Source organism: Alkalihalobacillus alcalophilus ATCC 27647 = CGMCC 1.3604 (assembly GCF_000292245.2).
GTDB classification, from domain to species: domain Bacteria; phylum Bacillota; class Bacilli; order Bacillales; family Bacillaceae_D; genus Alkalihalobacillus; species Alkalihalobacillus alcalophilus.
In genome coordinates this window covers 1-14,058 of sequence record NZ_ALPT02000010.1, presented here as the reverse complement: position 1 = coordinate 14,058, position 14,058 = coordinate 1, and the positions used below count along the sequence as shown (strand labels likewise).

Annotated in this window: 14 protein-coding genes; 12 read left to right on the top strand and 2 right to left on the bottom strand. The window is 37.9% G+C overall.

Annotated elements, in window-relative coordinates; translation table 11 throughout:
* Positions 1–5 precede the first annotated feature (5 nt).
* The 6 genes from ybeY (at position 6) to recO (ending at position 3,496) form a co-directional block, all read left to right on the top strand.
* The gene (gene ybeY / locus BALCAV_RS03935) at positions 6–476 is read left to right on the top strand and encodes an rRNA maturation RNase YbeY (protein WP_003323321.1); all 471 of its coding nucleotides are present in this window, start codon (positions 6–8) and stop codon (positions 474–476) included.
* Entirely contained in the window at positions 454–855 is a 402-nt protein-coding gene (locus tag BALCAV_RS03930) for a diacylglycerol kinase family protein (RefSeq protein ID WP_003323322.1), read from the top strand. The genes ybeY and BALCAV_RS03930 overlap by 23 nt, the downstream gene beginning before the upstream one ends.
* A 90-nt stretch (positions 856–945) precedes the next feature.
* Positions 946–1,344: a cytidine deaminase gene (locus tag BALCAV_RS03925; protein WP_003323323.1), complete on the top strand. Its 399-nt coding sequence runs from the start codon at positions 946–948 to the stop codon at positions 1,342–1,344.
* Positions 1,337–2,251 carry a GTPase Era gene (gene era / locus BALCAV_RS03920; protein ID WP_003323324.1) on the top strand — a complete coding sequence of 305 codons (915 nt, stop codon included), beginning with the start codon at positions 1,337–1,339 and terminating at the stop codon, positions 2,249–2,251. Before BALCAV_RS03925 ends, era begins: the two co-directional genes overlap by 8 nt.
* 278 nt (positions 2,252–2,529) lie before the next feature.
* Complete coding sequence (locus BALCAV_RS21495) at positions 2,530–2,679, top strand: YqzL family protein (RefSeq protein ID WP_003323325.1); 150 nt, start codon at positions 2,530–2,532, stop codon at positions 2,677–2,679.
* 40 nt (positions 2,680–2,719) lie between these two features.
* Entirely contained in the window at positions 2,720–3,496 is a 777-nt protein-coding gene (gene recO / locus BALCAV_RS03915) for a DNA repair protein RecO (protein ID WP_003323326.1), read from the top strand.
* Positions 3,497–3,554: 58 nt separating this feature from the next.
* On the opposite strand, the gene BALCAV_RS03910 is transcribed toward recO, so the two are convergent.
* Both BALCAV_RS03910 and BALCAV_RS03905 read right to left on the bottom strand, forming a co-directional pair.
* Positions 3,555–4,445, bottom strand: coding sequence for a manganese catalase family protein (locus tag BALCAV_RS03910; RefSeq protein ID WP_003323327.1), 891 nt, complete (start codon positions 4,443–4,445; stop codon positions 3,555–3,557).
* Between the two features lie 60 nt (positions 4,446–4,505).
* Positions 4,506–4,730: a YuzF family protein gene (locus tag BALCAV_RS03905; protein ID WP_003323328.1), complete on the bottom strand. Its 225-nt coding sequence runs from the start codon at positions 4,728–4,730 to the stop codon at positions 4,506–4,508.
* 483 nt (positions 4,731–5,213) lie between these two features.
* On the opposite strand from BALCAV_RS03905, the gene glyQ reads away from it, so the two are divergent.
* The 6 genes from glyQ to rpoD all read left to right on the top strand — a co-directional run bounded on the left by glyQ (position 5,214) and on the right by rpoD (position 13,433).
* The gene (glyQ, locus tag BALCAV_RS03900; RefSeq protein ID WP_003323329.1) at positions 5,214–6,095 is read left to right on the top strand and encodes a glycine--tRNA ligase subunit alpha; all 882 of its coding nucleotides are present in this window, start codon (positions 5,214–5,216) and stop codon (positions 6,093–6,095) included.
* Positions 6,095–8,176, top strand: coding sequence for a glycine--tRNA ligase subunit beta (gene glyS / locus BALCAV_RS03895; protein WP_003323330.1), 2,082 nt, complete (start codon positions 6,095–6,097; stop codon positions 8,174–8,176). The genes glyQ and glyS overlap by 1 nt, the downstream gene beginning before the upstream one ends.
* A 620-nt stretch (positions 8,177–8,796) precedes the next feature.
* Positions 8,797–9,621 (top strand): pyruvate, water dikinase regulatory protein, encoded by an 825-nt coding sequence (locus BALCAV_RS03890; protein ID WP_040323546.1) that lies wholly within the window; start codon positions 8,797–8,799, stop codon positions 9,619–9,621.
* A 302-nt stretch (positions 9,622–9,923) separates the two neighbouring features.
* Positions 9,924–10,391 carry a YaiI/YqxD family protein gene (locus BALCAV_RS03885; protein ID WP_003323533.1) on the top strand — a complete coding sequence of 156 codons (468 nt, stop codon included), beginning with the start codon at positions 9,924–9,926 and terminating at the stop codon, positions 10,389–10,391.
* 72 nt (positions 10,392–10,463) lie between these two features.
* The gene (gene dnaG / locus BALCAV_RS03880) at positions 10,464–12,275 is read left to right on the top strand and encodes a DNA primase (RefSeq protein ID WP_003323532.1); all 1,812 of its coding nucleotides are present in this window, start codon (positions 10,464–10,466) and stop codon (positions 12,273–12,275) included.
* A 39-nt stretch (positions 12,276–12,314) separates the two neighbouring features.
* Positions 12,315–13,433 (top strand): RNA polymerase sigma factor RpoD, encoded by a 1,119-nt coding sequence (gene rpoD, locus BALCAV_RS03875; RefSeq protein ID WP_003323531.1) that lies wholly within the window; start codon positions 12,315–12,317, stop codon positions 13,431–13,433.
* Positions 13,434–14,058 lie beyond the last annotated feature (625 nt).

Below are 14,058 nucleotides of genomic sequence, written 5' to 3'. Positions count from 1 at the left end.
AAGGCATGAATATGACGATTGATATCGTTGATGAGACAAATACTATAAATCAAAAGCAACAAGAATTAGTTGAACAACTTTTGGAAAGTGCGGCAAAATCAGAAGGTCTAGTAGGTGAGATTGAGCTGTCTTTAACCTTTGTAACCGACGAAGAAATTCAAGAAATCAATCGAGAGTACCGAGATAAGGATCAACCGACTGATGTCATTTCTTTTGCTCTGAATGAACAAGGGGAAAACGAACAGGAAATTATCGCAGAAGGACTTCCAAATGTTTTAGGAGATATTATTATTTCCGTCCCACGAATTGGAGCTCAAGCGGAGGAGTATGGCCATTCTTTTGAAAGAGAATTAGGTTTTCTTGTTGTCCATGGCTTTTTGCATTTGCTCGGGTTTGATCATATGACTGATGCAGATGAAAAAGAGATGTTTGCTAAACAAGAAAACATTCTAAATGAATATGGCCTTACAAGATAGACAGAAAAGAGGGTTTAAGAGATTTCTTCGTTCCTTCGGTTATGCTTGTCAAGGGTTAAAACATGTAATACAGAATGAACAAAATATGCAAATTCACCTTTTTGTTGCCGCTGTGACGCTTATGGCGGCTTGGACTCTTTCATTTTCCCTTACATCATGGATGATATTATTACTCGTGATCGCTGGGATGTTTTCAATGGAAATTATGAATACAGCAGTGGAAAGAACGGTTGATATGATTACTGATGATTACCATCCATTAGCAAAGCGGGCCAAAGATATTGCAGCGGCGGCCGTATTTGTTTACTGTCTATTTGCTGCTATTATTGGCTTAATGCTTTTTTTACCACCGTTGTTAGAGTTATGGGTGTTGCTGTAAAGAACATATTAAATATGAATGTGTCTCCGCTCATCTTTACACGAGTGGAGACACTAAAAAACTAGGGTTTTATGACTAAAGGAGAATGTTATGCAAAAGGACAAGCTAATAAAAGAAGCCATTAAAGCGAGGGAGAATGCGTATGTTCCCTATTCTAAATTTCCGGTAGGAGCCGCATTGCTAATGGATGATGGTCAAATCTATCATGGGGCTAATATCGAAAATGCTTCTTTTGGTTTAACAAATTGTGCAGAAAGAACGGCCTTGTTTAAAGCTTATTCAGACGGGAATAGAAAAGTAAAGGCAGTCGCCATTGTGGCTGATACAGAAGGTCCGTGCTCACCATGTGGAGCTTGTCGCCAAGTCATGGTCGAGCTATGTGAGCAAACAACGCCGGTTTATTTATCGAATTTAGCGGGTAAGATTCAAGAAACAACTGTTATTGAGTTATTACCAGGAGCATTTACATCGGAGGATTTACATGAATAACGAACAAAAAAGTTTTAAATCAGGGTTTGTCTCGATTATTGGCCGCCCTAATGTTGGAAAGTCTACATTAATTAATCAAGTAATCGGTCAAAAAATAGCGATTATGTCAGATAAGCCGCAAACGACACGTAACAAAGTACAAGGGGTCTACACGACTAATGAAGCTCAAATTGTTTTTATTGATACACCGGGTATTCATAAGCCAAAGCATAAATTAGGGGACTTTATGATGAAGGTCGCCCAAAATACATTAAGAGAAGTAGACCTTGTTTTATATGTTGTTGATGCAACGGAATCTTTTGGTCCAGGAGAAGAATTTATTATTGAACGTTTAAAAGAAACCGAAGCGAAAACATTCCTTGTAATTAATAAAATTGACCAAGTTCATCCTGAGAAGTTATTAGGTGTGATTGAAACATATCGGACAAAATATGACTTTGATGAAGTTGTGCCGATATCGGCTTTACAAGGAAATAATGTGACGACCTTACTCGAACAAATTGTTGGTTATTTAGATGAAGGACCACAATATTATCCGAGTGACCAAGTTACGGACCATCCAGAACGATTTATTATTGCCGAATTAGTTCGTGAAAAAGTCTTACATATGACGAGAGAAGAAGTACCTCATTCGATTGCAGTTGTGATTGAGCAGATTAAGCGTAGGGAAGGTAGCGAAACCGTCTATGTTGGGGCGACGGTTATTGTCGAACGTGATTCTCAAAAAGGGATTGTCATTGGGAAACAAGGGAAGGTTTTACGAGAAGTTGGAAAACAAGCACGTGCTGATATTGAAGCCCTTTTAGGTTCAAAAGTCTTTTTAGAATTATGGGTAAAAGTTCAAAAAGATTGGCGTAATAAATCGACTCATTTACGGGATTATGGTTTTAGAGAAGACGAATATTAATCATGATCTGGCATGTTTGAGATCAAAATGGGCTAGGTTAAAGTGAAGAAAAAAGCAGTGGCTGTGCGAATGGCCATTGTTTTTTGATCTTGTATCCACGTATAATAAACATACATGATCATAAATATCAAAAGACAAGATAAAATAATAAAACAAATTTTTGATTTGTCAAGGATAATAAATTAGTAATTATTCCATAACATGATTCGTGCAAACAAGGTCATGATAGTGATAAGACGTGTTTAAGTGTAATCTTCAAAGAAAGGTGGAATCTGATGATGCTCGATTTTTCTTGGAAGGTCTTTTCAATGACAGGAAACGTTGACATGTATTTGTTAATTAAAGAGTTAGAACGAGACTCAGATCAACAATTCGAACAAGAGACAGCAGTTGTAAGTGAAGATTTAGACGCACCTACTAATCATTAATCACGTTTGTGCACCATGTTTATTAAAAGTGGTGAAGTAGATGTTACAAAAGGTAGAAGGAATTATTATTCGTTCATCTGATTATGGAGAAACTAATAAAGTAATCACTTTATACACGCGAGAATTAGGGAAAGTCGGTGTAATGGCAAGAGGGGCTAAAAAGCCTAAAAGCCGATTAGCTTCTGTATCTCAACTATTTATATACGGAACTTTTTTAATCCAAAAGCACCAAGGTCTAGGAACGTTAAATCAAGGAGAAATCATCGACTCGTTTAAAGAGGTCCGTAATGATCTTTATTTAGCGTCGTATGCAAGTTATGTGGTTGAGTTGTTGGACCGATTAACCGAAGAAAAAGAGGTCAATCCGTATTTATTTGAATTGGTTTATCAAATGCTCCATTATTTAGATGAAGGTATTGATCCAGAAGTCCTTTTACGTATTTATGAAATGAAGATGTTAGCAGTAGCGGGAGCAAAGCCACAATTGGATCATTGTGCAAGCTGTCAAGGAACGTTTATCCCTGTTGCTTTTTCGATCCGAGAAGCAGGATTTCTGTGCGGACAATGTGTTTATAAGGATGATCATGCTCTGCGAATAAGTGAGCGAACGGCAAGGTTACTACGTTTATTCTTTTATATGGATTTAAACCGATTAGGGAAAATTTCGTTAAAAGACGATACAAAAAAAGAACTGAAACGGATTATTTCGACGTACTATGACGAATATGTTGGACTGACATTAAAGTCTAAACGGTTTATAGAGCAATTGGAGAAAATGGATGTACAATTGGATATTACAAAAGAAAAAGAGAAATAAATAAGGTTGTCCTAAGCACTTAGGTGAGAATAACGTGAATTCTCACCTATTTTTATTGCTACAAGCCAGCTTTTAGTCTTTTTAATATCTTTTCATAATCATCTTGATCAATCCCAGGGACAAACATTTCTGGTTTATCCTCTAAATCTGGAATAGGGGCACCCTCTGGAGTTCCATCGATTACTCTTAATGGTTCGCCTGTTTCAGGGTTAGGTCCTTTCCAAATTTGATTAATGTCACGATATTCTTTTTCTCCCCAAGTGTATAGAACATTAGAAAGTCCTTGTTCGATATATTTTTTTGCATGGTCAAAGGCATTATTATCTGGTCTTGGTACAGGGAGCATTTTGCCAATCTCCACTCCTGTAGCGACTTCAATTGCTTTTGCATAAGCGATAATATGAGTACCACCACGTACTAATAAATACCCACATAATTCTCTTGCTGTTGGGTTTGTCGTCATTTCATAAACACGCATCTTGTGTAATCTTGCTCCGATTTCGAGTGTGTAATTGTGCAAGAGATCTTCCACTAAAGCCCCACTTCCGTGTACATAACTACCATTCCAAGGGTTGCCCATGCTATCACCAGGAACAGCGGTTTGGGCCGTTGTTGTAAAGTGGTAAGAATATCTTTTATCTTTGCCAATTTGTAAAGGGGCTGTATCAGGAGCGCCAGGATGTGTATTACCATAGGACATTAAATTAATTGTATTCGCTACTAGTTCGACGTGCCCAAATTCCTCTGCGGTAATACTAGCGATGAGATCATAAAAAGGTTTGAATTTTTTTTTGCCTCGAAAATTAAAGGATTGAAACATATAATTGTTCAAGGTCGACATTTCTCCAAACTCTCCACCTAATAATTCTTGGACAATAGAAGCCCCGTTTATATCCCCATGTTCAGGAACAGGGAGAGCGATTGCGAGTTTATTAATTCGCTTCATCATAATTTTGTTCCCACCTTTCATATAAATCATCCTTATTAGAAACGTTTGTATGAAGGTGATTTATGTTTTGGTTGAGCGTGCTGGGAAAAACCAGACAATTTCCTGTGTTCGAATATGGAAGGGGGTCCCGCCCATCTCAACGATGATATGATCGGGATAAACATGTTTTAACACACCTCTTACGGAACCTTGTGTCGTTTGTACACCAATGACTTGTTGTTCAAGATTAGATAAGTTTTGATACGTATAAGGGTCATGTATGGTCCACTCTAAATGTTCACTCATTTTTTCACTCCTCCTAGCTTTAAGTAGATTTTTCACTTTGTAACTTTGCCATCATTTCATTTTTATTTGTAAGGCTAATCCGATATTCGTTTATTTTTCTTAAATGAGATGAGTTGTTTAAAAATGAAACTTTCCGTATAGAATATTAAGGATTGACAGAGGAGTTTTTTTTTTATAAAATATGAATACTAGATAGGCTGCAAAGAAGGAGAATAGTACTTATAGAGCTGAATGAAAGCGAACCTAGGATAGTGTAAGCTAGGGCATTTACCTATAACGAAGGCACTCTGGAGCAGAACGGAAAAAAGTGATTTGTGAGGAAAGAATCATTACTTACAAATAAGTAGGGTGGAACCGCGGGAAACTCTCGTCCCTATGCTGGAAGACAGCATAGGGACGAGAGTTTCCTTTTTTGTCTTTGCTGTTTTCAAAATGAACTCAATTTTATATCAAAAAATGGATCAAGTAATGGAGGAATTAGAAATGAATGTGCAAACGATGATTTTGACTTTGCAAGAATTTTGGTCTAAACAAAATTGTATGATCATGCAAGCGTACGATACAGAAAAAGGGGCAGGGACGATGAGCCCATTTACTTTACTACGGACGATTGGTCCAGAACCGTGGAATGTCGCTTATGTAGAACCGTCAAGACGTCCAGCAGATGGTCGGTACGGTGAGAACCCTAACCGTTTATATCAACATCATCAATTTCAGGTGATTATGAAACCATCACCAATTAATATTCAAGAACTTTATTTAGATAGTTTAAAGGCTTTAGGGATTAACCCATTAGAACACGATATTCGTTTTGTTGAAGACAATTGGGAAAACCCGACATTAGGCTGTGCTGGACTTGGTTGGGAAGTTTGGTTAGACGGGATGGAAATTACTCAATTTACGTATTTTCAACAAGTAGGTGGTATTGAAGCGAATCCTGTGTCAGCAGAAATTACTTATGGTTTAGAGCGCTTAGCTTCTTATATTCAAGACAAAGAGAATGTTTTTGATCTTGAGTGGGTAGAAGGATTTACGTATGGTGATATTTTTAAACAGCCAGAGTACGAACATTCTAAATATACGTTCGAAGTTTCTGATACAGAGATGCTGTTTGGTTTATTTAACACTTACGAAGGAGAAGCGAAACGAGCTTTAGATGAAAACCTCGTCTTTCCTGCCTATGATTATATTTTGAAATGTTCGCACACATTTAATTTACTGGATGCACGAGGAGCGATCTCTGTTACGGAGCGTACAGGCTATATTGGAAGGGTTAGACAGTTAGCCCGTTTGGCAGCAAAACTTTATTATGATGAGAGAGAAAGATTAGGGTTCCCTATGCTCAAAAAGGAGGAGGCAGAATAATGAGTGCTCATGATTTTTTATTAGAGATTGGATTAGAGGAATTACCAGCTCGTTTTATTACAGATGCAATGAATCAGCTTGAGCAAAAAATGAGCAGCTGGTTAAACGAACAAAAGCTTGAGTATCAGTCTGTTTGTGCCTTTTCAACTCCAAGGAGATTGGCAGTTTTAGTAACAGGTCTTGCTGATAGACAGCCTGATATTACAGGGGAAGCAAAAGGTCCAGCGAAAAAAATCGCTTTAGATAATGAAGGGAATTGGTCAAAAGCAGCACAAGGATTTGCCCGTGGGCAAGGTGTGAGTGTTGATGACTTGTTTTTTAAAGAATTAAAAGGTGTTGAGTATGTGTATGCAAACACCTTTACAGCAGGGAAAGAAACGGTTGAGCTTTTAGAAGCAGTAAAAGAACTTATCTTATCCCTTCACTTCCCGAAAAATATGCGTTGGAACTCTTATCAGCTTCGTTATGCAAGACCGATTCAATGGTTAATCGCTTTGTACGGAGAAAAAGTAATTCCATTTTCAATTGAAGGAATCGCAACAGGGACTATTTCTAAAGGGCATCGTTTTTTAGGAGAGGAAGTATCGATAGTTGCACCCGCTAATTATGTAACGACGCTTAGTGAGCAAAATGTAGTCGTTGAACCACAAAGAAGAAAGGAAATGATTATTTCACAAATTCAGGAATTAAGTCATGAACAAGATTGGCTGATTCCGATTGATGAGGATTTATTAGAAGAAGTGAATAATCTAGTTGAATATCCAACTGCTTTATTTGGGAAGTTTGATGATGAATTTTTAGAAATTCCTAAGGATGTGCTCATAACTTCAATGAGAGAGCATCAACGTTATTTTCCCGTTGAAAACAGTGAAGGAGAGCTCCTCCCTTATTTTGTTACTGTCCGTAATGGGAACGCGGAACATTTAAATAATGTTGCACGTGGTAATGAGAAAGTTTTAAGAGCTCGTTTATCAGATGCGGCTTTCTTTTATGAAGAGGATCAAAAGCTCAAAATTGACGATGCAGTTGTTAAGCTTGAAAACATCGTTTACCATGAAGAGCTTGGATCGATTGCTGATAAAGTGAGAAGAGTTCAGTATTTAACAAATGAGCTCTCGGATAAGCTAGCTTTAAGTACAGAACAAAAGAAAAAAGCGAGCCGGGTTGCTGAAATCGCTAAGTTTGATTTAGTGACGCAAATGGTCTATGAGTTTACGGAATTACAAGGGAAGATGGGGCAAGTGTATGCGGAGCTAGCAGGTGAAGATAAAGAAGTAGCCGAAGCGATTAACGAACACTATAAACCACGTTTTGCTGGTGATAGCAGTCCATCGTCACTAGTAGGGGTGGTCGTTAGTGTAGCGGAGAAAATCGATACGATTACAACTTGTTTTGCTATTGGGCTTATCCCGTCAGGTTCACAAGATCCGTATGCTCTACGTCGGCAAGCGACAGGTATTGTTCAAATGCTATTAGATAATGATTTATCGTTGTCATTAGAGACATTAATTGATATTAGCCTAAGTCTTAACGAAGAGCGTCAGTTGTTAAAACGAGATAAAGCAGAGATCAAAGCGGATTTATTATCATTCTTTCGTTTAAGAGTGAAACATATGCTTCAAGAAAAATCGATTCGATATGATGTGATTGATGCAGTTATTGCCAATGGTTTCACTGAAGTATCGACGACGGTTGCAAAAGCGAATGTTTTGATGCATCAAGTTGAACAACCTCAATTTAAACAAGTTATGGAAGCACTCAGTCGAGTTACTAACATCTCGAAAAAGCATACCGGAGATATGGAAATTAATACAAGCTTATTCCAAAAAGAAGAGGAAGAAAACCTTTATCAAACATATATGAAGGTACAAGAACAAGTCGCCGAAGCAACAGCAGCAAAAGATTTTGATTCAGCCTTTCATGCTCTAGCTCAAACAACAGAAGTCATTGATCAATACTTCGATCATATTATGGTTATGGATGAAAATGAAGAGGTGAAACAAAATCGTCTTTCCCAAATGAAAGCTTTTGCAAGTGTCATTTATTCATTTGCTGATTTTCAGGCAATTGTTTTTAGTTAATTACTCAACTTTCGCATCGAGAAAATCCGTTCAACTAGTTGGCAGAGCGAATAGGGAAGCTCTTAAACAAATGCCCTTGACACGTTTGAAAAGCGAGAACGCAAATCACACCAAACGGATAAACTGTGCATTAAGAAAATTTTATAGACCCTCCGGCTGTCGCTCCCAAAACCATACTCCGCGTCCTGCGGGAACCTTGCGAGCCTCCTCGGCAAGCCTTGCGGGGTCTCGCTCCACGGTTTATTCCCGCGGGAGTCTCCGTATGGTTTTGTTCGCTAAGTGTCGTGGAGAGGCTTGATGATATCGCCATTCTCAATCTGCTATTTCTAACGCAGAAGAACCTTCTTCTTCACTTCATTTTACTGAACAGTTTCCTTCAACAGCCTACGAAGAGATGTGTTCAGACTGTCAACGATTGAACCGTTCATGTAAAGTCCATTTGAGTATTGTATCGCCCTAAAGTCAATCTCTATCAACGGTTAAGGGTCAATCATACGCTGAGAAAGTTGAGTTAATTAAATGAGGGAATGTAAAGATGAACAGTAGGAGAATTCTTACTGTTCATTGCTTGCCTTAAGTAATAAAATGTCTCGATAAAAATTATGATATAAAGGGTGATGATGTTGGAGGAGATTCAGAAGCAGCGCTCAGTGGTTTATATCGTTTCGGATTCAGTAGGAGAAACGGCTGAATTAGTCGTCAAAGCGGCCGCGAGTCAATTTCGTGATGCGGGGTTAGAGTTAAGAAGAGTACCTTATGTGGAAGATAAACAAACGATCGAAGAGATTGTCAGACTTGCCGCTAATGCCAATGCTTTGATTGCCTTTACATTGGTTGTTCCAGAGATGAAGCAATTTTTAATGGAGCAAGCTAAACAAGTTGGGGTAGAAACGGTTGATATAATTGGTCCGATGTTAACTCAAATTGGAAATCTTGTTCAAGTAAAACCGAGATATGAACCAGGTCTCATTTATCGTCTTGATGAAGATTATTTTCGAAAAGTAGAGGCGATTGAATTTGCGGTTAAATATGATGATGGGCGCGATGCTAGGGGAGTGGTGCGAGCAGATATTGTTCTAGTAGGTGTTTCAAGAACGTCTAAAACCCCTTTATCTCAATATTTGGCTCATAAGCGCTTAAAAGTTGCTAATGTCCCTCTTGTACCAGAAGTTAAACCACCAGATGAATTATTTAAAGTATCCGCCAAAAAATGTATAGGCTTGACGATTAGCCCTGAGAAACTAATCGATATACGAGCTGAACGCCTCAAAGCATTAGGTTTACAAGCGGAAGCGACATATGCAAACATCAATCGTATTAAAGAAGAGTTGGTCTATGCCCAAAAGATTATGGAACGAATTGGCTGTCCGGTGATTGATGTTTCGAATAAAGCGGTAGAAGAGACAGCTAATCAAATTTACAATATGTTTCAAAAAAGACGGTAAATAGACGGTTTTGTCTTAAAGATGATCGGTAAAAGAAAGAATAAGAGGTTTTACTGGTCAAATGAACCATTTTTACGTATAATAAAGAATTGTGTTGCTTGTTATTTAATATGATTTCTAAGGAATATTTTTGGGAAGAACAAATAAATTTAAAAAGTCAAGGTTTTTTCTTAAGTTTTTGGCAATGATAGTAAAGGTAACCAAGGAAATGGTAGAACGTATTCTTGATCAATTGACAAGACCTATTTTTTCGACAATTATCAACTAAATTCTTTTCGTGAAAAGCAGGATATTGGAAGGGAATGTTGAATTTATTTACTATGGATAAAGAAAAAAGAACGATTTATGTGGATGCTGATTCTTGTCCTGTAAAGGAAGAAGTCTTGTTATTAGCTGCTCAGTATAAGGTGCCAACTACATTTGTCTCATCCTATGCTCATCAATTAACATTGCCAGCATTTGTGGAACAGGTCACAGTTGACACAGATAAAGAAGCAGTTGACTTATATGTCATGAATCAAGTGAAAAAGGGTGATATTTGCGTTACACAAGACCATGCATTGGCATCATTACTTTTAGCCAAAGGGACGTTGGTCCTTTCGCCTAAAGGGTATCTTTTTAAAGAGGAGACGATTCAACAACTTTTGGACTTCCGTTTTCTCTCGCAAAAAGAACGACGAATGGGAGGGAGAACAAAGGGACCAAAGGCCTTTACGAAGAAGGATCGACAATTTTTCTTAGAAAACCTTGAAAAAATCATAAAAAAATAGCAGGAATATAAGAAAAAAGCTCGAAAAATATTAAGACTTAATAACGATTATAATGAATTGGTGATCACTGTTATGAATGGTCGAATTCCTGAAGAGACTGTCGAACAAATCAGACAGACAGCAGATATAGTAGAAGTCATTAGTGATTATGTTCAATTGAAAAAGCAAGGAAAGCAGTATATTGGGTTATGCCCGTTTCACGGGGAAAAATCACCTTCTTTTTCTGTCTCACCTGATAAACAGTTATACTATTGTTTTGGCTGTGGAGCTAGTGGTAATGTATTTTCATTTTTGATGAATCATGAAAATTTTACATTTATTGAAACAGTTCAACATTTAGCGAAACGTACAGATATCGATTTGCCAGAACATGTGTTGACCACTAATGAACAAACATCAAAACCACAGGATGAAATGATTCAAGGCCATGAATTAGCGGCCAAATTATATCATCATATTTTGACCTTAACAGAAGAAGGGAAAATAGGTTTAGAGTACGCCAAAAAAAGGGGTTTTACGAAAGAACAGATTGAACACTTTCAAATTGGTGTTGTCCCAGACCGTTGGGATACATTAGTAACGATCTTTAAAAAGAGAAACTATACGCTTACTCAAATGGTCAAAGCTGGTTTGTTAGGTAGGCGTGAATCTGATGGTGAATACTATGATCGATTTAGAAATCGATTAATGTTTCCGATTTGGAATTCACAAGGAAAAACAATTGGGTTTAATGCTAGAAGTTTAGGTGATGAAAACCCCAAATATTTAAATAGTTCAGAGACCCCGATATTTCAAAAGGGGCAAACCTTATATGCTTTTCATTTGGCGAGAAGTTCAATTCGTAAGGCCAACTCCGCTTTACTTTTTGAGGGGGCCGTCGATGTTATCGCTGCTTGGGGAGCAGGGATTCATCATGCCATCGCAACGCTTGGCACAGCTTTAACAGATGAACAAGCTAGGCGAATAAGGCGAAACGCAGAAACGGTTACGATTTGCTATGACTCAGACCGAGCCGGAATTGATGCAGCTTTTAGGGCGGCTACCATCTTGGAAAATGCGGGTTGTATTGTCAAAGTAGCCGTGATGCCTGAAGGGTTAGACCCCGATGACTTCATCAAGAAATTTGGAGCTGAGCGCTTTAAAAATGATGTAATAGGGGCAAGCTTAACAGTAATGGCATTCAAGATGCGTTTTTTACGAAAAGGTCGGAATCTGAATGATGAAAATGAACGGATTCAGTATATTGAAGACGTTTTGAAAGAAGTTTCCACCTTGCCTCGTGCAATTGAACGCGATCATTATGTAAGGCAATTAGCAGATGAATTTTCTTTATCATTGGATGCGTTAAAACAAGAGCAATTTCGAATTTATCGTGAGAAAAAAAATCAATCAACGTATCAAAAATCAGCAGACCCGTTTCCGAAAAAGAATGAAGGAAAAAAAAGTTTCGAACAAAAGAAGCTATTACCAGCTTATCATAATGCAGAGCGATTTTTACTCTCTCATATGATCCGAAATGTTGAAATCGCTGAAAAAGTTCAAGAGCGAATTGGTGGCCAATTTAATGTTGATGAACACCATGCGATTGCTGCGTACTTGTACGCATTTTACGGAGAAGGAAATGAACCAGACCCAGGTTCTTTTGTGCAAAGGATTAATGACGAGGGGGTTAAAAGGTTAGCATCGGAAATTGCGATGCAAGCCGTAGAGGAAGACTGCTCCCCACAAGTCATTGATGATTATATTAAACAGATTGAAAACTATCCAAAATGGGTAGAGATTCATAAAAAACAATTAGAATTAAAACGTGAACAGGATCCAATCGTGTTCGCCCAGCTACAAATGGAATTAATTAAGATGAAAAAAGAACTACAGTCGTCTTAATCATTAGTATCGTTTTGAACAATGGAAGGAGGGGATCGAATGGCAGAGAAACCACTACGTCCGTTAACGGAAGGTGAGTTGTCGATCGATCAGGTGAAAGAACAATTGGTGGAGCTAGGTAAAAAAAGAGGTACTCTCACATATGTTGAGATTACAGACAAGTTAGCTAGCTTTGATCAAGATTCGGATCAGATGGATGAGTTTTTTGAATACCTTGGAGAACAAGGTGTTGAAATCATAAATGAAGGTGAAGAAGGACCATCAGTTCAGCAAGTATCTAAAGAGGAAGAAGAATTTGATTTAAATGACTTAAGTGTACCTCCAGGAATCAAAATCAATGACCCTGTTCGTATGTATTTAAAAGAAATCGGTCGTGTTCCTCTTTTATCGGCTGATGAAGAAATTGAACTCGCTAAACGAATTGAACAAGGTGATGAAGAAGCCAAAAGGCGTCTAGCGGAAGCGAACTTACGACTTGTTGTTTCGATCGCAAAACGTTATGTTGGTCGTGGGATGTTATTCCTTGATCTTATTCAAGAAGGTAATATGGGTTTAATCAAAGCGGTTGAAAAGTTCGACTATGATAAAGGATTTAAGTTTAGTACGTATGCTACTTGGTGGATACGTCAAGCGATTACTCGTGCGATTGCTGACCAAGCTCGTACGATTCGTATTCCTGTTCATATGGTTGAGACAATCAATAAGTTAATTCGTGTTCAACGTCAATTACTTCAAGATTTTGGTCGTGAACCAACACCTGAAGAAGTGGCAGAAGAAATGGAATTGACACCTGAGAAGGTCCGTGAGATTTTAAAAATTGCTCAAGAGCCTGTCTCTCTTGAAACGCCAATTGGCGAAGAAGATGACTCTCATTTAGGTGATTTTATTGAAGACCAAGATGCATTAGCTCCATCTGATGCTGCTGCCTATGAATTATTAAAAGAGCAACTTGAAGATGTTTTAGATACTTTAACTGATCGTGAAGAAAATGTTCTTCGTCTTCGTTTCGGTTTAGATGACGGTCGTACTCGTACACTTGAAGAAGTAGGTAAGGTCTTTGGTGTTACTCGCGAACGTATTCGTCAAATTGAAGCAAAAGCGTTAAGGAAGCTGCGTCACCCAAGTCGTAGCAAACGATTAAAAGACTTCTTAGAGTAAAAATGATACTCGTACCTTTTTAGGTTGGTGAATAGGTGGTTTACTTCTAGTAATGAAGTAAACCACTTTTTTTATTTTTGTTAATATATGGTTGTATTTTCCAATAATAGTTATTTACATTTGATTAAAGCTTCTTTCCATTTATTTTACTGATATTTTATAGCTAATGCAAATTGATCAGGAATTTTTCTGTCATTTTTAAACAGTTTCTTTCTTTGTATGTGAAAAAAAAGAGTAATTTACTTGAAAAGACCGGATCTTTTTGGAAGTCACTGAAAAAGTCTCCCCTCACCTTTTGGGAGAAGATCAAAGGCCTTTAGTTCTCTCAGAAAGATGGTCGGTAAAGGTTTCAAACTGTCTTTTCAATAACAAAAACTGAGCCAGCACAATACCTGGTTCACCCGCGGAACGCGTAGGGTATGGAGCTGGCGGAGTATAGCTAACTAACTCGACTTTCGCAGAGTATGATTGACCCTTAACCGTTGATCGAGATTGATTTTAGGGCGATACCATACTCAAATTGACTTTACAGGAACGGTTCAATCGTTGACAGTCTGAACACATCTCTTCGTAGGCTGTTGAAGGAAACTGTTCACTAAAATGAAGAGCTTGGGTGGTCGCTCCC